22 protein-coding genes are annotated in these 18,115 nt (G+C 69.0%); 7 read left to right on the forward strand and 15 right to left on the reverse strand.

Translation table 11 applies throughout. The features are described from left to right. Window positions 1-413: AI-2E family transporter (locus C4V41_RS38380; protein WP_235030645.1), on the reverse strand; the 413-nt coding region annotated here is incomplete at its 3' end. 199 nt (window positions 414-612) lie between these two features. Here C4V41_RS38380 and C4V41_RS38385 point away from each other — a divergent pair. Then, window positions 613-897 (forward strand): hypothetical protein, encoded by a 285-nt coding sequence (locus tag C4V41_RS38385; protein WP_103960920.1) that lies wholly within the window; start codon window positions 613-615, stop codon window positions 895-897. Here the strand turns inward: C4V41_RS38385 and C4V41_RS38390 are convergent. The 4 genes from C4V41_RS38390 to C4V41_RS38410 form a co-directional block, all read right to left on the reverse strand. Then, a complete protein-coding gene (locus C4V41_RS38390; RefSeq protein ID WP_103960921.1) occupies window positions 875-3,118 on the reverse strand; it encodes a xanthine dehydrogenase family protein molybdopterin-binding subunit in 2,244 nt (747 codons plus the stop codon). The genes C4V41_RS38385 and C4V41_RS38390 overlap by 23 nt on opposite strands. Beyond that, the gene (locus tag C4V41_RS38395) at window positions 3,115-4,095 is read right to left on the reverse strand and encodes an FAD binding domain-containing protein (RefSeq protein WP_103960922.1); all 981 of its coding nucleotides are present in this window, start codon (window positions 4,093-4,095) and stop codon (window positions 3,115-3,117) included. Before C4V41_RS38395 ends, C4V41_RS38390 begins: the two co-directional genes overlap by 4 nt. Window positions 4,096-4,101: 6 nt before the next feature. Beyond that, complete coding sequence (locus C4V41_RS38400) at window positions 4,102-4,611, reverse strand: (2Fe-2S)-binding protein (RefSeq protein WP_407670132.1); 510 nt, start codon at window positions 4,609-4,611, stop codon at window positions 4,102-4,104. Between the two features lie 659 nt (window positions 4,612-5,270). Beyond that, entirely contained in the window at window positions 5,271-5,993 is a 723-nt protein-coding gene (locus C4V41_RS38410) for a TetR/AcrR family transcriptional regulator (protein WP_235030646.1), read from the reverse strand. Window positions 5,994-6,069: 76 nt separating this feature from the next. Here C4V41_RS38410 and C4V41_RS38415 point away from each other — a divergent pair, with 76 nt between their 5' ends. The 3 genes from C4V41_RS38415 (at window position 6,070) to C4V41_RS38425 (ending at window position 7,961) form a co-directional block, all read left to right on the forward strand. Beyond that, complete coding sequence (locus tag C4V41_RS38415; protein WP_103960924.1) at window positions 6,070-6,384, forward strand: DUF1330 domain-containing protein; 315 nt, start codon at window positions 6,070-6,072, stop codon at window positions 6,382-6,384. Between the two features lie 52 nt (window positions 6,385-6,436). Further along, window positions 6,437-6,763, forward strand: coding sequence for a hypothetical protein (locus tag C4V41_RS38420; RefSeq protein WP_146103945.1), 327 nt, complete (start codon window positions 6,437-6,439; stop codon window positions 6,761-6,763). Between the two features lie 697 nt (window positions 6,764-7,460). Then, the gene (locus C4V41_RS38425) at window positions 7,461-7,961 is read left to right on the forward strand and encodes a hypothetical protein (protein WP_103960926.1); all 501 of its coding nucleotides are present in this window, start codon (window positions 7,461-7,463) and stop codon (window positions 7,959-7,961) included. Window positions 7,962-8,149: 188 nt separating this feature from the next. On the opposite strand, the gene C4V41_RS62230 is transcribed toward C4V41_RS38425, so the two are convergent. Further along, entirely contained in the window at window positions 8,150-8,323 is a 174-nt protein-coding gene (locus C4V41_RS62230; protein WP_160150528.1) for a hypothetical protein, read from the reverse strand. A 20-nt stretch (window positions 8,324-8,343) separates the two neighbouring features. Beyond that, entirely contained in the window at window positions 8,344-9,126 is a 783-nt protein-coding gene (locus tag C4V41_RS38430) for an SDR family oxidoreductase (RefSeq protein WP_103960927.1), read from the reverse strand. Window positions 9,127-9,216: 90 nt separating this feature from the next. Between C4V41_RS38430 and C4V41_RS38435 the strand changes: the two genes are divergently transcribed. Further along, complete coding sequence (locus C4V41_RS38435) at window positions 9,217-9,798, forward strand: TetR family transcriptional regulator (protein ID WP_103960928.1); 582 nt, start codon at window positions 9,217-9,219, stop codon at window positions 9,796-9,798. 729 nt (window positions 9,799-10,527) lie between these two features. Here the strand turns inward: C4V41_RS38435 and C4V41_RS38440 are convergent. From C4V41_RS38440 to C4V41_RS64605, 3 genes are all read right to left on the reverse strand, one after another. Further along, window positions 10,528-11,103, reverse strand: a complete 576-nt coding sequence (locus C4V41_RS38440) for a GNAT family N-acetyltransferase (RefSeq protein WP_103960929.1) — start codon at window positions 11,101-11,103, stop codon at window positions 10,528-10,530. Window positions 11,104-11,408: 305 nt separating this feature from the next. Next, window positions 11,409-11,765 (reverse strand): hypothetical protein, encoded by a 357-nt coding sequence (locus C4V41_RS63325; RefSeq protein WP_200824501.1) that lies wholly within the window; start codon window positions 11,763-11,765, stop codon window positions 11,409-11,411. A 192-nt stretch (window positions 11,766-11,957) separates the two neighbouring features. Further along, complete coding sequence (locus C4V41_RS64605) at window positions 11,958-12,146, reverse strand: hypothetical protein (RefSeq protein WP_235030647.1); 189 nt, start codon at window positions 12,144-12,146, stop codon at window positions 11,958-11,960. On the opposite strand from C4V41_RS64605, the gene C4V41_RS66220 reads away from it, so the two are divergent. Beyond that, the gene (locus C4V41_RS66220) at window positions 12,133-12,201 is read left to right on the forward strand and encodes a hypothetical protein (protein ID WP_407670133.1); all 69 of its coding nucleotides are present in this window, start codon (window positions 12,133-12,135) and stop codon (window positions 12,199-12,201) included. The genes C4V41_RS64605 and C4V41_RS66220 overlap by 14 nt on opposite strands. A gap of 251 nt (window positions 12,202-12,452) precedes the next feature. On the opposite strand, the gene C4V41_RS38455 is transcribed toward C4V41_RS66220, so the two are convergent. The 3 genes from C4V41_RS38455 to C4V41_RS62235 form a co-directional block, all read right to left on the reverse strand. Beyond that, window positions 12,453-13,133, reverse strand: a complete 681-nt coding sequence (locus tag C4V41_RS38455; RefSeq protein WP_103960931.1) for an alpha/beta fold hydrolase — start codon at window positions 13,131-13,133, stop codon at window positions 12,453-12,455. Window positions 13,134-13,233: 100 nt separating this feature from the next. Beyond that, entirely contained in the window at window positions 13,234-14,847 is a 1,614-nt protein-coding gene (locus C4V41_RS38460) for a tetratricopeptide repeat protein (protein WP_103960932.1), read from the reverse strand. Then, window positions 14,772-15,917 carry a helix-turn-helix domain-containing protein gene (locus C4V41_RS62235; RefSeq protein ID WP_103960933.1) on the reverse strand — a complete coding sequence of 382 codons (1,146 nt, stop codon included), beginning with the start codon at window positions 15,915-15,917 and terminating at the stop codon, window positions 14,772-14,774. Before C4V41_RS62235 ends, C4V41_RS38460 begins: the two co-directional genes overlap by 76 nt. Between C4V41_RS62235 and C4V41_RS38470 the strand changes: the two genes are divergently transcribed. After that, the gene (locus C4V41_RS38470) at window positions 15,916-16,359 is read left to right on the forward strand and encodes a tyrosine-type recombinase/integrase (protein WP_103960934.1); all 444 of its coding nucleotides are present in this window, start codon (window positions 15,916-15,918) and stop codon (window positions 16,357-16,359) included. The genes C4V41_RS62235 and C4V41_RS38470 overlap by 2 nt on opposite strands. Before the next feature lie 476 nt (window positions 16,360-16,835). On the opposite strand, the gene C4V41_RS38475 is transcribed toward C4V41_RS38470, so the two are convergent. Both C4V41_RS38475 and C4V41_RS38480 read right to left on the reverse strand, forming a co-directional pair. Further along, on the reverse strand, window positions 16,836-17,057 hold the full coding sequence (locus tag C4V41_RS38475) for a helix-turn-helix domain-containing protein (RefSeq protein ID WP_103960935.1): 222 nt from the start codon (window positions 17,055-17,057) through the stop codon (window positions 16,836-16,838). After that, window positions 17,057-17,548, reverse strand: a complete 492-nt coding sequence (locus tag C4V41_RS38480) for a DUF2975 domain-containing protein (RefSeq protein ID WP_103960936.1) — start codon at window positions 17,546-17,548, stop codon at window positions 17,057-17,059. The genes C4V41_RS38475 and C4V41_RS38480 overlap by 1 nt, the downstream gene beginning before the upstream one ends. Window positions 17,549-18,115 lie beyond the last annotated feature (567 nt).

The following is an 18,115-nucleotide window of genomic DNA, read 5'->3' on the forward strand; positions in this document are numbered from 1 at the left end:
TCGACCACCACGACGGTGCCCGCGAGAACCGTCGAGGTGATCTGTTGCTGCCGCTCGGTGACGAACTGGGCGATCTCGTCGACCCAGCGGCTGAGCTGGATGGGTTCCAGGTGCAGTGGGCCGGTGTAGAGCCAGCCTTCCACCGTCTTGGCCGTCTGCCTGACCTGTGTCACCAGGCCGGGGAACTCCTCGTTGGCCCGGACGCCGATGATCCAGCCCGTCCCGCCCAGTGCGGCGAGGGCGACGAGCATGGTGAGCCAGGTGGCGTAGATCGTCGGCAGGCCCGACGCGCGCAGGCGTCGGGTGAGTGGGAACAGCAGCGCGGTCAGCAGCAGGGCGACCGCCACCGGCAGGGCGACGATACGCATCGTCGCCACGAAACCGAACACGAAGTTGGCCACGATGCCGATCACGATCAGACACGCGCACCACGCGGCCACCCTCGCCAAGGTCGCAGGCACTAACCGCAGCAGGCGCTCCTGAGGTGAATCCATACAGGGAAGCTTCCCCACCGGGCAGGGATAGGCGGGCTTTCAGGCTTCGAGCCCGGGAAATGTTGAAGAAAGGCTCGTCCGCCTGCTGACCGCAACCGTCGATGCCGGTAGTGCGGGGGTGCACTGGCAGATCACCCAGCTCGGCCGGAACACCATCCAGGGCAAGCCGAAGACCGAGGCCAGCGACCGCGTCATCGCCCTCCTGCGCACCCACCGCCGAAACCAGGCCGCCCAACGGCTGGCGGCGGGGGAGGCGCGGATCGACAGCGGGTTCGTCTTCACGAACGAACTCGGCGAGCCCTTGCACCCTCAGCACATCAGCGACCAGTTCAACCGGCTGGCGTACGAGACGGAGCTGCCGCCGGCTGACGGACCCCCTTTCAGAGCAGGTTGTCGATGGTGATGGGGAGCCGGCGGATGCGGCGGCCGGTGGCGTGGAAGACGGCGTTGGCGATGGAGGGGGCCACGCCGACCAGGACGACCTCGCCCAGGCCCTTGACGCCGATGGGGTCGGCGATCTCGTCGCGTCCGTCGAGGTAGATGGCCTTGAGCTGGGGGACGTCGGCGTTGACGGGGACGAGGTAGTCGGCCAGGTTGGCGTTGGTGATCCGGCCGTCGCGGGGGTCGGTGAGGGTGTGTTCGAGCAGGGCGGCGCTGATGCCGCCGACCATGCCGCCGATGGCCTGGCTGTCGGCGAGTTTGGGGCTGATGACGCGGCCGGCGTCGTAGACGGCGAGCATGCGCCGTACCCGGACCATGCCGAGCCGCTGGTCGACGGCGACCTCGGCGAACACCGCGCCGTAGGCGTACATGGAGGCTTGCGGGCGTGTGGGGGTGTAGGCGCCGTCGGCTTCGAGGTGGGCGCGGTTGTTGCGGCCCAGCAGTTGCCGGTACGTCTCCCCGCGTGCGGCGTCGTCCTTGAGCTGGAGCCGGCCGTCGCGGACCACGACGTCGTCGGGCGCGGCGCCGTGCAGCGGCGACTCGGTGTCCTCGACCGCGAGCCGGATCGCCTGCCGGCGCAGCTTGTCGCAGCCGTCCTGGACGGTGGATCCGACGCTGGCCATGGTGAGCGAGCCGCCATGGACGGGGGCGGGCGGCAGGATGGTGTCGCCGAGCCGGAAGGTCACCGCACGGACGGCCAGGCCGAGGGCGTCGGCGGCGATCTGGGTCATGGAGGTGTAGGTGCCTGGGCCCATGTCGCTGGTCGCCGATTCGACCTGGGCGGTGCCATCGGCGTGCAGCCGTACCCGGGCCTGGGCCGGGGCGCGGAGGGTGTCGTAGACCGCGGTCGCCATGCCGGTGCCGATCAGCCATTCGCCGTCGCGGGTCTGGCCGGGCTTGGGGTTACGGCGGCTCCAGCCGAACTCGCGGGCGCCGACCTCCAGGCACTCGCGCAGCCGGCGGGTGGAGAACGGCATGCCGCTGGCCTGGTCGCTGTCGGGCTCGTTGCGCAGGCGCAGCTCGACGGGGTCGATGCCGAGCTCGTGGGCGAGTTCGTCGATGGCGCTTTCGATGGGGAAGGCGGCGGTGGAGTAGCCGGGGCCGCGCATCGGGGTGGGTGTGTTCACGTCCAGCGGCACCGTGCGGTAGGCCTGGCTGACGTTGGGGGTGGTGTAGAGCATCTGGCCGGGCGACAGGACACCGCGTTCGCTGAATCGTTCATAACGTGAGGTCTCGGCGCGCAGGTCGTGGAGCATCGCGGCCAGCCGGCCGTCACGGTCGCTGCCCAAGCGCAGCTTGTACTCGTAGGCAGGCCGGAACCCGACCCCGGAGTAGAGCTGCTTGCGCGTCAGCACGAGCTTGACCGGGCGGCCGGCCTCGCGGGCGGCGAGTGCGGCGATCACGGTGTGCGGCCAGCAGCGGGCGGCGTTGCCGAACGCGCCGCCGACGAACGGTGAGATGACGCGTACGTCGGTGGCCGGGATGCCGAACACGGCGGCCAGTTCGTCGCGGGTGCTCTGCACCCACTGGGTCTTCTCCCACACGGTGACCCGTGCGCCGGTCCAGCGGGCGATCGTGGCGTGTGGCTCCATGGCGTTGTGGTGGGTGCGGGAGAGCAGGTAGGTCATCTCCATCCGTACGGGCGCCGCGTTGAACGCCGCCTCGGCGTCGCCGCGCGTATAGGCGGTGGCGGGTTCGTTGGCGGGGGCGCCGGTCAGGTCGGTGGCGGGCGGCTCGGCGGCGTAGTCGACGCGCACCAGTCCTGCGGCGTGCTGGGCGGCCTCCAGGGTGGTGGCGACCACGACGGCGACGGGCTGGCCGTGGAAGCGGACCTGGTCGTCCTGGAAGACGTGCAGGCGTTCGCCCGGGAGGTTGAGCGAGCCGGGGTTGGGCCGGTACGGCAGTCGCGGGGCGTTGCGGTGGTCGAGCACCTTCAGCACACCGCTTTGGGCTTCGGCGGCGCTGGTGTCGATGGCGGTGATACGGCCGCGGCCGACGCTGCTGGTGACGACGACGGCGTGCGTGATGCCGTCGATGCCGTGCTCGATGCCGTGCTCGATGCCGTGCTCGATGCCCTGCTCAGTGCCGTGGTCGGCGGCGTAGGCGGCGCGGCCGGTCACCTTCAACCGGCCGTCCACGCGTGACAGCGGCGCGCCGACGGCTTGCTGCGGCTGCGGGCTCATGCGGATCCTCCCACGACGCGGAGCTGGCGTTCGACGGTGCGCTTGAGCAGTTCGACCTTGAAGCGGTTGTGGGTGAGCGGGCGGGCCCCATCGGCGGCAAGCGCGGCAGCGGCGATCCACAGGGAGTCGGAGGGGCGTTGGCCGATGAGGTGCCGCTCGACGGCGGGCAGCTTCCACGGCACGGTTCCCACACCGCCGACGGCGACCTTCGCCTCGCGGATCACCCCCGCGCGCACCTGCAGAGCGACGGCCGCGGAGGTGAGCGCGAACTCGTACGACTGCCGGTCGCGGACCTTCAGGTAGCCGGACTTCAGCGGGCGCGGGTGGGCCGGGATCTCCACGGCGGTGATCAATTCGCCGGGGCGCAGGTTCTGCTCGCGCTCCGGCGTGGTGCCGGGCTGGAGCAGGAAGTCGGCGAAGGTAACGGTGCGCTGGCCGTCCGGGCCGAGCAGGTGCACGGTGGCCTCCAGCGCCGCGAAGGCGACGGCGACGTCGGAGGGGTGGGTGGCCACGCACCGGTCGGAGGTGCCGAGAATGGCGTGGCTGCGGTTGATGCCCTGCAGGGCGGCGCATCCGGAGCCCGGCCGGCGCTTGTTGCAGGCGGCGCTCACGTCGCGGAAATAGGTGCAGCGGGTGCGCTGCATGATGTTGCCGCCGATGGTGGCCATGTTGCGCAACTGCGCGGACGCGCTCAGCTCCAGGGCCTGGGAGATGACCGGGTAGGTGGTGCGCACCTTGGGGTGGGCGGCGGCCTCGGCCATCCGTACCAGGGCGCCGATGCGCAGTGTGCCACGTCCGGTGACGGTGACCTCTCCCAGGGGCAGGGCGGCGATGTCGATCAGTGTCTCGGGGCGCTCGACGGTCTCGCGCATCAGGTCGACGAGCGTCGTGCCGCCGGCGATGTAGCGTCCGCCGCGCCGGCCGGCGTCGATCGCCTCACGGATGCCGGCGGCCTTGGTGAAGGTGAAGGGGTACATCGGTACTCACTTCCGGCCCGCGGCCTGCTCGACCGCAAGCACGATCTTGGTGTAGCAGCCGCAGCGGCAGATGTTGCCGCTCATCCATTCCCGGATCTCCGCAGCAGAGCCGGTGTGGCCTTCCTTGATGCAGCCGACGCCGGACATGATCTGCCCAGGGGTGCAGTAGCCGCACTGGAAGGCGTCCTGGTCGATGAACGCCTGCTGCAGCGGGTGCAGCCGGTCGCCGTCGGCCAAGCCCTCGATGGTGGTGACCTTGGCCCCGTCCAGCCGTACGGCCAGGGTCAGGCAGGCGTTGACCCGCCGTCCGTCGATGAGTACCGTGCACGCCCCGCAGGCGCCGGCGTCGCAGCCCTTCTTGGTGCCGGGCAGGCCGAGGTGCTCGCGCAGCAGGTCCAGCAGCGAGGTGCGGTTGTCGACCAGGGCGGTGTGCCGGTCGCCGTTGACCGACAGCGTCACCCGGCTGGTGGGCGGTGCCTCGGTGAGTACCTCCGTGGATGTAGCCGCGACGGCCACCGCGGGCTCCGTGGGCAGTCCTGAGGTCGCCGCGACGCCACCGACGGCGGTGGTCGCGATGAACGTGCGCCGGGACAGAGCGGTCGCGCCTGCCTCGGCGGGGCCGGCGGTTGACGCGGGGAGTTCGGTAGACATGGCCACTCTCTCGTTGCGGTGGAGGGGGTCAGTGGTCGTGCGCAGGCTGCGGGGGTCGGCCGATACCTCGCCGTTGATTCATGCAGGTGGTGGGAGTGTGCAAGGAGCGGGCTTGACACCGTGACCGGGACGGTGGCTGACCGCACCGTCAGACTGGCGGCTTGGCCGGCCTCCTGACAGGGCGTGCTGTTCCAGGGAATGGTGTTCAGGGGAATGACACAACCCCCCACGTTTCGTGGATCGCGGGGTGGGGTCAGGATTGTCCGCGCGGCGTCTCATCCGTCGCGGTCGCGGTCGCGGGCGTGGTGAATGAGGGTGCGGTCAGGTCGAGCAGATGTAGGCGGGTCTCTTTTCCGCGCTCCAGACGTACGCAGTTGTCGATGCCGATCCCCGACAAGGTGGCCGGCTCTTCCCGGCGCAACCCCGGAGACCGTTCTCCCGACCGGGTGGTACCCGAACGTGGCCCCAGGGCCAAAGTAGCGATGCGTACCGGCCATCACTCTTTGTGGCGTGGTCAGATGCGCTCAGCTCAGGCCCAGCGACCTGACCAGGTCGAGCATCTCGGCGCGGTGCAGGGCGGCTGGGTTGCCTGCTACGGGGTGGATGTGGCCGTCGATCTCCAGGGCGACCAGGCCGTGCATCCGGCCCCAGACGCGTAGCGCGAGCGCCGCCGCGGCGGGCGGCACGTCGGGCAGATCCGCTTGGATCTTCGCCACGTAGTCCGGATGGAGGTCGGACCAGGAGGTGTCGTCGGGTTGGTTGTGCCGGGCATGCGGCCATGCGGTCGCCACCAGGCGGGTGAGTTCGCGGCACACGCGGCGGGCCGTCTGGTCGACCGGCCCGTTCTCGGGCGGCTGGTAGCCCGGGACGGGATGTCCGTAAAAGAGCCGGAAGCTCTCCGGATGGGCCAGTGCCCACTCCCTCAGCGCCTGACCCCAGGCCATCAACCTGCCACCGGGGTCGGTGTTGGGCACCGCGTTGCTGGCTGACTCCAACGTATCCGCGAGCGAGGCGGCGATCTCGCTGATCAGTGCTGTGATCAGGTCGTCCCGAGTGGGGAAGTAGCTGTAGATCGCGCGCGCGGTCATCCCCATCTCGCGGGCGATGCCCCGCAGCGAGATCGCTCCTGGCCCGCCTTGGGCCATCTGCCGCAGCGCGATGGCCTTGATCTCCCGGCTCGTCTCCACCCGCAGTCGCTCCCGGCGGCTCATCATGCCGTCGGCGCGTTCGCCCTCATCGATGCTCACCTTGAACAGGTTACAGGGATGCGTTACTCTCCATCGAGTCAAAAGTATACGCCGTGTCCAAATGAAACGGAGTTCCATGTCTGCGTACGTCATCGCCAACGTCGATGTGCTCGACGAGGAGGCCGGCTGGGTCTACGCTCCCGTGGCCCAGCGGTCGATCCTCGACCACGGCGGCCGTTACCTGGTCGCGGGCCCTGTGCCCGAACCGGCCGAGGGCGCCTGGGCCTCCTCCCGGATCCTGATCATCGAGTTCCCCGACATGGACCGCGTCCGGCTGTGGTACGACTCCCCTGAATACCGGCGGGCCAGGGAGATCCGAGACGGCAAGGTCCGGGTCGGGCTGCTCTTCGTCGAAGGCTCCCCGCCCGAAGGCTTCACCCTCCCCTCCTAAGAGCCCTCCGGTGAGGTGACGGCCCGCGCCGCGCGGGCCCGCCCAGATGGTGATGAACGAGCTCGGCGTCGACCGCGCCGAAGCCGGGCAGATCGCCGCCGCCGTCCAGTGTCAGTACGCCCCGCGCAACCTCGCCGGCTGCCTCGGCGCCCTGGCCAAAAGCGGCGACCTGGCCGACTTCCAGGGCCACGTCCGCGGGCGGGCCAGCCGCCAGCAGGCGCGCCTGGCCCCCGACGACCGCCGCACCCGGCCCTGCTGCCCGCACGGCGAGGCCGGTGGCGTCGACCTGAACCCTCGCTCCGGCCGCCCCTGGTGCCCGCTGTGCCGAATCGGTGCGGCCGCCGACATTGAGCCGGCGCCCACCGGGGCCGGCCCATGAGCCAGGCCGTTTCCCGACTTTTCGGGCCGGTCTACGTGCGTACGCGTGAGTAGGTCCCATGAGACGGCCGGAGGACTCGGCGAGGGGAGTTTCGGGACCTCGGTCGTGGGGTCACGGTCTGGCCGTGGTCCCACGACTGTTCGCCCCGGTCGCGGAGGTGCCGGGGCGATGCGGCTGCGAACCGTACGCAGGGGCATGGTCGGCCCGCAGCAGCGGCGGTCCATTGGAGACGTCACACCTGCTTGAGAGCCGGTCTATCACCGACCACCGGACCTGTCACCACTTTCGTGACCTCAGACGGCGTTTGGTCGCGATAGTTGAGGGTTCGCCCTGCTTTGCCCCTCCGAACGATTGAGGCATTAGTCCGGTATGCGGAGATTTCCGAGCTGCCGCCGTTGATCGACTATCCGAATGAAGCCGCATCTGTGCCATCATTCCCGTTTGGTCTAAAGATGCGGCGCTTTGGCCCATCGACTCGACGGTGGGAGCGCTTTCCACTCCCGCCGGTCGGCACCCTCGCCTGCCGCTCTATCTGCAGATACACGATCCAAGTGCGGTCGTCGAAGACCCCGGCGACAATCACCCAGACTCAAACTTTCTCGTACAAAAGTTCGGGATTAAATGGAATTAACGAGATAAAACGCTCACTCAGAAGGTTGATGCGCGCCTGGCGCTGCCTGAGGGCAAGAAGCGCAAGATGGCGGTCATCGCCACCGGCGCGCTGGTCGACGACAACGGCCGGCTTCTGGCCTGCACCGCGCCCTGGTTCAGCGGTGGAGCCTCAGACCCGCTTCCTCCGAAAGAGGATCCCCGGCGGCGTACCTTCAACCTGGACATGGTGGTCTCCGGGTGGGCGGCGCTGTTCGTCATCTACCCCTGGATCCCGCGGGCGTTCGACCTCAATCTTCTCCTTACGGGGGCGGACAAGGCGTGGACCGACAAGCTGGGAGCGTGGCATGAGTTCGGCGAAGATCTCCTGCCGGCTTATGAGTGCCGGGCCTGCGTCAAACTCGGTGTGAAGAACCTGCAGGATCCGGCCAAGGCCATCGCGGAGGCTTATCAGCGGGTCTGTGTTGATCTTCGGACGATGACCGAAGTCGGCCTGTACGGCTACCACGCCGTGCCACCGCAGCACCGGCTCTGGATCTGGGCATCGGACCTGGAACAGGCCCGCAAGGACCTGCCGCTCGTCCGTTGAAGCCCAGATCAGACCCCGTAGGAAGGTTCCCGCGCGTCGTCGCCGGACATCGGCGGCAGCGCGGGCAGTCGTGAAGAGCGTCGTTCACGGCGGCGGGGTGCCCCGCTACGTCCGCCTCGGCGAGGAGACCTCCGCCCACATCACCGCCGAGCACGATCCCATCGCACGCGCCGTTCCCGCTGATCACGTCACGGTGCCGGTCTCCGCAGTTCAGCGCCTGCTTGGCGGCCGAGAGCAGCCTGGTTGACGGCACCCTTGATGCGACGCGTCCGCAACTTCAAGGACCTGATCTTCTTCCGTGCGGACGTGACCGCCTTCAGGCATCCGGTGCGCAGCACCGCCTCCTGCAGCATGCCGATCATCGGCCTGATCGTCGGCCTGCTCACACCAGGCTCTGGCCGCCGTCCACGGTGAGGACCGTGCCGGTCATGTAGTGGTTGGCCATGACGAACAGCGCGGCCGAGGCGGCCTCCTCCGCCGTGCCGAACCGGCCGATCAGCGAACCCTGCCCGGCGGCCGCCACCGCCATGTCGTCGGCCAGCCCCATCGCGCCGCGCGACAGCGGGGTGTCCACGATCCCGTACCGGATGGCGTTGACCCGCAGCCGGCGCGGGGCCAGCTCGACCGCCAGCGCCCTGGTGAGCCCTTCGACGGCGCCGAGGCTGGCGATGGCGGACGACGCGCCGGGGATGGGGCGGGTCAGGTAGAGGCCGGAGCTGAACGTGATCGACCCGCCCGCGGGCAGTCGGCGGCCGGCGGTCCTGGCGACCGCGTACGCGCCCCAGATCCGGCTGTCCACGGCCTCGCGCACCTGTTCGCGCGGGGTGTCCAGCAGTGCCCCCGTCCCGAAGCCGCCCGCCGTCACCAGCACGTGGTCCACCGTCCCCACCTGGTCGAACGCCCGCCCGAGGTCATCTTCGTCGGCGCTGTCACCGGTGATCCCCAGCACCGATCCGCCGCTCTCCGCCCGGATCCGGTCGACCGCGGCCGTCAGCCGGCCCTGGTCGCGGGCCACGAGCGTGACGCGCGCGCCCACCGCGGCGAGCAGCGCGCCGGCGGCCAGCCCGATGCCGGAGCTGCCTCCGACGACCATCACGGTGCGGCCTTCCAGAGCGGCGGGCAAGGGGGAAGCGGTCGGCATCGGGGCGAGCGTGGTCATGGACATGGGGTTCTCCTCAGTAAATAAACCATCCGGTTGGTTTAAGACTCTGGCGTGATGCGCCCAAAAAGTCAACTAGATGGTTTAATCCTTTTCATGACGTACGACGCGGAGGCGACCCGCCAGCGGATCTTCGACGCCGCCACCGCCGAGTTCGCCCGGCACGGCCTGGCCGGCGCCAGGATCGATCGCATCGCCGCTGCCGCCCGGGCCAACAAGCAGGCCATCTACCTGTACTTCGGCGGCAAGGAGAAGCTGTTCGGCCTGGTCGTGCGGGCCAAGGTGGACGAGATCTGCCACTCCGTCAGCCTCGACCCCCGCACCCTGCCCGAAGGGGTCGGCCTGCTCTTCGACTGGTACCACGAGCATCCCGACCTGATCCGCCTGCTGCTGTGGGAGGCGCTGGAGGTCGACGCGGGGCAGGTCGCGGGGGAGGAGGAGCGCAAGGGCTCCTACCGCGGGCACGTCGACGGTCTCATGGACGCGGGCATGAGGGAGCGGGCCACGGCCCAGGACTGGCTGTTCACCATCCTGGGGCTGGTGGCCTGGAACTTCGCCGTCCCGCAGCTACGCCGGTTGATCCTCGACGAGCCCGACCCCGAACGAGCCGTCGCCCGCCGCCGCGCGGTCGTGGTGGACCTGGCCCGCGCCGTGGCCGAACAGGCGGCCACCGACTGACCCAGGGCTCAGGTGTTGATCTGCAGGACCCACGCCGGCAGGTGGTCGGCTCCGTGGGTGTAGACGATCTTGAAGGTGTCGGTACGCAGCTCGAAAGCGCCGGGGATGCCGCCGTAGGGGCGGGCGCCCAGCGGCTCGGGCTCCTCGGCCGGTCATCGTTGTACGTGCCGGCGCGGAGTCGGACGCTCTCTCATCATCCTGAAGACCACGTCCTCGCGGGAATCCGATGAGGTCGCCGTCTTGATCGAGCAACACGCCGGGCCTGGCCTTCCCCAGGAGTGACTGCGATCAACCAATCACGTAGGCGGTCAGAAAACGTAGGTGGCCCGACGAGACATGCCTACAACCAACTGGCGGTGTTTGTAGGCATGACCAGGTTCGTAAGCTGACCGTCGTTGATCGGCGGGCATCGGGTGAAGGCTGGCAGGTCGCGGCCGGCAGCGGACGGCACGACGACTGAGGCCGGACGACGGTCGGTCATGGCCGCGTCTACCTGCGAGTCCCTGGCCCGGCGCCTGGATCCGACTATCCGAACGGCATTTCCCCCCGGACACCAACGATGACGGGCGGGCCGAATGTCCTTCACCGCGCTTCACCCCACGCACTGAGCCGCGCCGGCGCGGTGGCGTCCTTGGGTTCCAGCCGCAGCGCCGGCAGGAGAGTGGCCGCGTGTGTGAGTGACAGCGTGATCTTCGGCCTGGCGAGGGCTCCCAAGCGTCTCCGCCGTAATCACTCGTGAGGGGGCCATTCCTCGGCCAGGAGCGCGTATGAGAGACCGTCGAGCCATCCCTTGGTGCGGTGGAGTGAGTCTCTCACCGTGTGCTGTTCGCGGCGCATCCCGACCCGCTCCATCAGCCGCCACGAGGATTCGTTGTCGTAGAAGCAGTCCGCGTGCAGGCGGCGCAGGCCAAGGCTCTTGAAGGAGATGTCGATGAGGGCGCGTACCGCTTCGGTGGCGTAGCCGTTGCCGCCGTAGGAGGGATCGAGCGTCCACCCGAGCTCTCCTTGGACGCTTTCCGCCTGGTCAGCGACCTCTTCCTGGGCCCAACCGTCCTGGACCTTCAGTGTCAGGTCGCCGATCACCCGGCCGTCCAGTTCGACGATGAGCAGGTCTGCGAGCCGCTCCTCACGGAGGAAACGCTCACGGTAGTCGTCGTAGGTCTCTGTGGCGGCCGTGACCCATTCGTGAGTCTCCGGCAGTTGCCGGAAGGCCCAGGTCGCGTCCAGGTCGTCGGGGGCGGCCCGGCGCAACAGCAGCCGCTCGGTGGAAATCGGCCAGTCCAGCGTGTCAAGAGGGTGACGCATGGGCCCTCATACTGACAGCGGGCTGTGGTGATACACAAACGGATTACTGCGGACGACGTCTCCGACAACGACGCGGCGATCGTCCTACAGGAACCGACAAGACACCGAAGCGACAACCGACAACCGACGTACGGTGCAGGCAACTTCGGAAGAGCGCGACGAAAGCGGCGTACTCGGCCCGCGCGAGATGCTCGAGCGAGACCCCGCGTCTTCAGAACGATCGTTAAATGAAGAGCCGTCGGCATTCCTATGAGATCAGCGGCCCACCCGTCCTCGCCCCCTGGGCAGCACCCGTCTCCACCACCTCATGGGTTTTCCAGAATTTTGTGCGCCGCCAGGCTGTCAGGGTGCAGCGCGGTGGTGTTGTGGTCGCGGATCGAGTCGCGGACGGAGCGGACGAGGTCGTCCAGGGTCCCGGGGTGGGGGTCGCCGTAGACGTCCAGGATGGTCTTGCAGAGTGCCTTGGGCGTGGCGCGGACCGGAAACCGGCAGGCCGGCTGACGACCGGGCGCGGAGCAGGCCGCGATAGACCCCATGTGTACCGATTCCGCGCCGTACGCCGGGAGCCGCCGCCGAGCGGCCTCGGCGACGACGACGTGGAACTGCACGCGGCCGTCGCCGCCGGGCGGGTGGAGGCGCTGCGCGTCCTGCACCACAGGCATGCTCCTTGGTTCCGGGTAGGGCTCGCCCGCCGTTGCGCCGACCCCGACGTGGTGGATGACGTTATCCAGGACACCTTCGTCGCCGTGTGGTGCGGCCCGCTACCTGACGACGTGGCGGCGTGGATCTGGACGATCGCGATCCGCAGGCCGGTCTTGGTGCGGCGCGGCAGCCGCGGGATCGTCGTCAGCCCCTCACCTGATAACGCGCACCTGCTCGTCGAGTCGGCCGAGGCAGTCTTCCTGCTCGGCGTCGAACACGGCGACCTTGGCATCGTTGTCGCCCGCCTGCCGCCCGAGCAGCGCGCGGCCATCGAGGCCACCGTCCTGGACGGGGCTGACCACGCGGGAGGCCGCGCATCTGCTGGGGATCCCAGAGCGCACCGTCAATACCCGTGTCATGCGGGCCAAGGCCAGGCTGAGGGAGGAACTGGCATGAGTGGCCGGCGTGTACGGTGATCATCCGGTCCCGGTCCCGGGCCCGGCTGCCCGGCACTCGCGCCAGCATGCTCTACCCCGATGCGGCCAGCGGCGGGGGCCGATGAGGCGGGTGCGCATCCGGATCCGGTCGCAGAACGTGCTGAGGCCTTTGGCCGGGTCCGAACATGTGCTCATCTGCTGTGGTCAGCCGGTCCAGTGGGGTGGCGGAGCGGCTCACCTGCGCTCCTTGCGGGAAGGGACGGCCGGGGGTCAGGCGGCGGCCTGGCGGATGAGGTCGGCGACCGTGGCGGGCTGGGAGACGTAGACGGCGTGGCTACCGACGGCTTCGACGACGGTCGCTCCAGAGCGCTCGGCCATCATGTGCTGGTCCGGCGGCGGGATCATGCGGTCTTCGGTGGCCACCAGGTACCAGCTCGGCTTGTGCCGCCAGGCCGGTTCGGTGACCGCCCCGCTGAGGGCGTCCACGCCCCAGGGCACTTGCGCGTCGGCCATGAACGCGGCGGTCTGCGCGGGCAGGTCTGCGGCGAAGGAGCCGTGGAACTTGTCGCGGTCGAGGAGCAGGAATCCGTCCACGGGCGGCAGGATGGGTGGCACCGGTGCGCCGGGGGGCGGGTCGGCGATGAGGGTGTTGACCGATTCGCCCTTGTCCGGGGCGAACGCGGCGATGTAGGCCAGTGCGGCGACGTTGGGGTGGGTGCCGGCCTCGCTGATGACGGCCCCGCCGTAGGAGTGGCCGACCAGGACGGCCGGGCCGTCGAGGCCGTCCAGGACCCGGCGGCTCACCGCGGCGTCGTCCTCCAGCGACAGCGTCGGGTTTTGCACGACATGGACGCGGAGGCCGTCCCTGGTCAGTTCGTCGTAGACGCCCTGCCAGCCGGATCCGTCCACGAAGCCACCGTGCACCAGCACGATGTTCCTGTTGGTGGTCATGGTCGCTCCTACCTGGACGGGACGGGCACGGTGCCTGTCCCCGCGCCTTCCATCCAAGCCACGCCCGTGCCTCCGGACCATGCAGAACAGGACGCAGAATTCAGGCGAGATCGCGGCAGCGGCTGCTCGCCTCTCGGTTGCCGATGGCCTTGTACACCTCGGCCGCCCGCGCGTACGCCTGGCGGCTCTCGCCGGCACGGCCCTCGTCGGCCAGCAGAGCCGCAAGCGTCTCCAGGGCGCCGGCCTGAGGCGCGGGCAGTTGAGCCTGCTCCATGAGGTCGATCGCGTCGGTGAGCTTGCTGATCGCCGCGGGTCGCCGGCCGAGCAATCCGAGACATTCGCCGATGCGGGCAAGGGCGATCGGCCGGGTGAACGCCGCGGTGCTCGGCGTCACTCCCGACCGGTCGTCGTTCAGCAGTTCCCACAGACCGAGGTACTGCTTCAGCGCCTCCCTGTGGTGCCCGGCGTCGCGAAGGCAGGTGCCGAGGGCGCCGAGACACTGGCAGTACGAATCCATGTCGCCGTCGGCCTTGAAGATCTCCGCCGCCCGGGTCTCCCACGCGGTGGCCTCATCGAGACGTCCCAGCCTGCGAAGAGCGCCTCCCGCGGTGTGGAGGACCGAGGCCATCTGTGCCGTGGCGCCGCTGAGGGTGGCCAGGTCCATCGCCTGGGTGGTGTACTGCAGTGCGGTTTCCGGGTCGTCTCGCGACACCAGATGGACCCAGGCCAGCAAGGTCAGCTGCTTTGCCTGCCGTACCGGATCGCCCAGAGCGGCGGCGGCCTCGGCACCGAGGGTGAAGACCTCATGCCAGTGCGGCGCGTGCATCCACCGGTCGGAGAACCAGTGCATCGACTCGGCGCAGTCAAGAACGGCGGAGTGCCGGTTGCCGCTCGCCGCGGCTCGCAACGCCCTCAGCCAGTTGTCCGCGTTCACGCGCAGCCAGCGGTCGGCCTCCTCCAGGGACGACAGGTCGGCGTCAGGCCGCTCGGGACGGCCATAGCCGGGTTCGAACCACCGCCCGGCGGTGGTCGCCATCCGGACCAGCCACGATGTCACCTTCTCGGTGACCGCGTCCTGATCGGCCGCGGTCTCCTCGGTGCGCAGCCGATCGCGGGCGAACAGCCGTACCAGGTCGTGGAAGCGGTAGCGGCCCGATGCGCTGTCCAGCAGCAGACCAAGGTCGACGAGCTCGTCCAGGGTCGCCCAGGCGTCCTCGATCACGAGCCCGCCGGCGACCGCCGCGAGGGCGACGTCGAAGTCCCGGCCGGGCACCAGGGCGAGCCGCCGGAAGGTTCGTCGCGCGGGTGCCGCGAGTTGCTCGTACGACATGCCGAAGGCGTTGGCGATCTGCAGGTCACCCGCTTTGAGCTGGTCAAGGCGGCGTTCCTCGTCGGCCAGGCGGGCGGCGAGTTCGGTGGCGCTCCAGGCCGGTCGGCTGGCCAGGCGGTTGCCGATGATCCGCAGGGCGAGTGGCAGGCCGCCGCACAGCTGCGCGAGCCGGGAGATCGCCGCACCGTCGTCGGAGGGGCCGCGGTCTTTCAGGATCGCGCTGAGTAGTTCGCCGGCTTCCTGCAGCGGCAACGGTCCCAGGCTGAGCCTGCGGACACCTTCCAGACCGGCCAGCAAGCGGCGGCTGGTCACCAGGACCCTGCCCGCGCCACCGCCCGGCAGCAGCGGCCGGACCTGTTCTTCGGAGGCGGCGTTGTCGAGCACGACCAGGACACGCCGCTCACGACAGCGACCGGTACAAGGGCGCGCGTCCGGCGAGATCGCCGGGAAACTTCTGCTCGGTGACGCCGAGCGCGCAGCAACAGCGCCAGCGCCTCCATTACGGGCAGCGGATGGGGGGACATACCGAACAGGTCGAGGAAGAACACCCCGTCGGGGAAGTGCGGACGCAACGTGTGGGCCACGCGCACGGCGAGCGCGGTTTTGCCCAATCCGGCAGACCCGGTGATGAGTCCCGCACCTGCGGCACCCGGCACATTCCCGTGGCGAACCAGATCGTCGGTCCAGGCCAGTTCCGCGGCTCGGCCGGTGAAGTCGTCCACTGATCTGGGCAGATCACAAAGTTCTGTTGGCCGTGTCCAGTGATCACGTAATCGGCCTTGGCGGGCCAGCTCGACGAGTTGCTCGCGGTCGGCCTCGTCCAGGTCGAGGGCATCGGCCAGCGCGGTGACGGTCCGGTGCTGTGGGCCTCTGCTGCGTCCGCGTTCCATGTCCGACAGCGTCCGGGCGCTCACCCCGGAGGCTTCGGCGAGCTGCTCCAGCGTCAAGCTCGCCGCGTGCCGCTGAGCACGCAGCACCTCTCCGAAGCCAGGTGGGGCGGCGATGGGGCGGCCCTCCTTCTCCGCAAGGGGTACGTGACCCGATGGGACCGGGGTAATCGTAACTTGGCCGTCAGGCACTATGGGGGGTCGATCAGGTTGCGGATGGCGATACCCGAGCTTGGGACAGGAGCGGTACAGGTGTGACGTGACCGTGCGGGGCGATAGGAACATGATGGGTTCGGCGAGCAACCCGCGCGCCCGGGCCGCGAGTTGCCCAGCCGTGGCCCAGGCGCGGAGTTCACCAGGGCGAGGGCACGCTCCATCAGCGAGCCGGCTGTTCGCGCTGTACCGGCTGATCGCCCTGCGCGGGCTACACCGGGGCGAGGCGGTCGGGCTGCGCTGAAAGGACATCGACCTGCCCGCCGGGACCGCCGGGGTGCATTGGCAGATCACCCAGCTGGGCTGGGAGCCGATATAAGGCAGGCCGAAGACCGAGGCCGGCGACCGCACCATCGCCCTGGATGAGGACACCGTCACGGCGCTGCGCGCGCACCGCAAGCGGCAAGCCGCCGAGCGACTGGCCGCGGGCGAGGCCTGGACCGACAGCGAGTTCGTCTTCCCCGACGAGATCGGTCGGCCGCTACACCCACAGCAGGTCGGCGACCAGTTCTACCGGTTGGCCTTCCACGTAGGGCTGCCGCCGGTGCGGCTCCACGACCTCCGCCACGGCGCCGCTTCACTCATGCTGGCCGCCGGAGTCGATCTGAAGGTCGTGCAGGAGACCCTCGGCCACGTCTCCTCCACCTTCACCCGGGACACCTACACCAGCGTCTACCCGGAGGTGGCCCGGGCCGCCGCGGAATCCACCGCCGACCTCGTCAACACCGCAGCCAGCGGCGCGCAGATGGCTCGGCTGATCACTCTGCCAACCCAGGCCGGGAACACCGCCACCTGAACCACCAACACCAAAGGCAGGCCCGCCGATCCTTCGGTGGGCCTGCCTTTTGCTCTCAGTGGCCGTCGTGCAAACGGGGCAGCCGATCGATCCTGAGCCTGCGCGGCGAACAGGCCGAGCGAGGCGCTGTGAGAAGCAGCGGACCATTTATCTGCTGGTCAAAAACGGTCTGGAGGGTAAGAGGAGCCGACTTGGACAGCTTGACCAGCGACACCGAGCAGACCTTCTGGCTTGACCTTCTGATCATCGTCTTTGGGGTCTGAGTTGACGGTGGGCGCCTAAACGATCTACCGCGATACGCGGTCCGTACACAAGAGCGACCACCGAGCGACCAACTATGATCAAAAACGAGATCCGAGGCTGGAAAAACCGAGAAACCCCAGGTCGAATGCGATATTGGTGAGTAGGGCGAGTGGGACTTGAACCCACGACCCACGGATTATGAGCAGGCGTTTTCACGCCTGCCCTGGGGTGCGTCATCCGCCCGCGGCGTCCTCGGCCTCCCAGCGCAGCAGGTCGCCCGGCTGGCACTGGAGCGCCTCGCAGAGTGCGGCGAGCGTCGCGAAGCGCACCGCCTTGGCGCGGCCGTTCTTGAGGACCGCCAGGTTGGCGGGCGTGATCCCTACGCGGTCCGCGAGCTCGCCCACGGACATCTTCCGCCTGGCCAGCATCACGTCGATGTCGACGGCGATCGGCATCAGATCACCTCGTCCAACTCGGCCTGCATCTTTGCCGCTTCGACGTCGCGCGCGACGGCCTGGGCGAGCAGCATCCGCAGCACGAGCACGATGAGCGCGACCCCCAGGATGGCCACGCCAACCCCGCCCATGATGACGGTGACGCCCGGATCGTCCCGCTGGCCCGGCGCATTGAGGGCCGTGACCGCGAACCACACGAGGGCAGCCGCCACGATCGCGCCGATGATGCCGTCCACGTAACGGAAGGCGGCGTGGGAGAACACGGTTCCGCGTCGCACCATCGTCACCAGCCGCCATACGCAGACCAGGGCGACCTGGGCCGACATCATGCCCAGGATCGTGATCACGCGCAGCGGGGTCAGCGGGAGCGACCCGTCCTCCGGGTCGCTCCCGCTGACCAATGCCCACACCATTGATGCCTGTACGAACACGGTGCCGGCGAGCACCACGACGAGCACGGCGCGCAGCGCACGCACTGTCAGCTTTCCCATGGCCCCATCCTTCCATCGATTTGCGATGGTAATCTATCGATCTTCGATAGGTGAAGCAAGGGCTGGGATGGAGGGTGGGTGCCGGTTTCGCGCCGTGGCCGGACGCCGCCGCCCCCTCCCATGGCATTGCGAACCGTCTTGATCTTGTCGAAGCCGGCCTTACCTGAGCACGAATCGGACGCCACCCGACCACGCCGAAATCCTGCCGCGTGCGTGTGGCGGCCCGTCAGGGTTACCTCGCCGGCCGCGGTCTCGATGCGTGCTTCCGCTCATTGCAGGCCAACGACGCGATATGGAAATACGTTGTCTCGAACTGGCTCATGGGCCGGTCGCCCCCGGCCTTTCGGCTCCTGGCCTTTTACTGCGCGAGCTTTGGATGCGCAATAGCTTCGCCAGAGGTGCCGCCGAAATCGCTGGGCGGTCATTGCGGCTTGACCGAGTGAAGCAGGATCTCTTCATCGTCGCCGGCCGCGACGATCACTTGGTTCCCTGGGAGTCGTCCTATCGTGCTACCGCCCTCTTCCCCGGCGATTCGCGGTTCTTCCTCGCCGCTGGAGGACGCATAGG

This window comes from Nonomuraea solani (assembly GCF_900108335.1).
Lineage (GTDB): Bacteria > Actinomycetota > Actinomycetes > Streptosporangiales > Streptosporangiaceae > Nonomuraea > Nonomuraea solani.

Excerpts from the sequence above, each read along its gene's own strand:
- C4V41_RS38420 (WP_146103945.1), top strand. The coding sequence starts at position 6,437 with ATGAACGAGCTCGGCGTCGACCGCGCCGAAGCCGGGCAGATCGCCGCC.
- C4V41_RS38425 (WP_103960926.1), top strand. The coding sequence starts at position 7,461 with ATGGCGGTCATCGCCACCGGCGCGCTGGTCGACGACAACGGCCGGCTT.
- C4V41_RS38435 (WP_103960928.1), top strand. The coding sequence starts at position 9,217 with ATGACGTACGACGCGGAGGCGACCCGCCAGCGGATCTTCGACGCCGCC.
- C4V41_RS38455 (WP_103960931.1), bottom strand. The coding sequence starts at position 13,133 with ATGACCACCAACAGGAACATCGTGCTGGTGCACGGTGGCTTCGTGGAC.
- C4V41_RS62230 (WP_160150528.1), bottom strand. The coding sequence starts at position 8,323 with ATGATCGGCATGCTGCAGGAGGCGGTGCTGCGCACCGGATGCCTGAAG.
- C4V41_RS63325 (WP_200824501.1), bottom strand. The coding sequence starts at position 11,765 with ATGCCTGTGGTGCAGGACGCGCAGCGCCTCCACCCGCCCGGCGGCGAC.
- C4V41_RS38430 (WP_103960927.1), bottom strand. The coding sequence starts at position 9,126 with ATGTCCATGACCACGCTCGCCCCGATGCCGACCGCTTCCCCCTTGCCC.
- C4V41_RS62235 (WP_103960933.1), bottom strand. The coding sequence starts at position 15,917 with ATGGTGCGGTCGCCGGCCTCGGTCTTCGGCCTGCCTTATATCGGCTCC.
- C4V41_RS38480 (WP_103960936.1), bottom strand. The coding sequence starts at position 17,548 with ATGGGAAAGCTGACAGTGCGTGCGCTGCGCGCCGTGCTCGTCGTGGTG.
- C4V41_RS38390 (WP_103960921.1), bottom strand. The coding sequence starts at position 3,118 with ATGAGCCCGCAGCCGCAGCAAGCCGTCGGCGCGCCGCTGTCACGCGTG.
- C4V41_RS38440 (WP_103960929.1), bottom strand. The coding sequence starts at position 11,103 with ATGCGTCACCCTCTTGACACGCTGGACTGGCCGATTTCCACCGAGCGG.
- C4V41_RS38415 (WP_103960924.1), top strand. The coding sequence starts at position 6,070 with ATGTCTGCGTACGTCATCGCCAACGTCGATGTGCTCGACGAGGAGGCC.
- C4V41_RS38395 (WP_103960922.1), bottom strand. The coding sequence starts at position 4,095 with ATGTACCCCTTCACCTTCACCAAGGCCGCCGGCATCCGTGAGGCGATC.
- C4V41_RS38475 (WP_103960935.1), bottom strand. The coding sequence starts at position 17,057 with ATGCCGATCGCCGTCGACATCGACGTGATGCTGGCCAGGCGGAAGATG.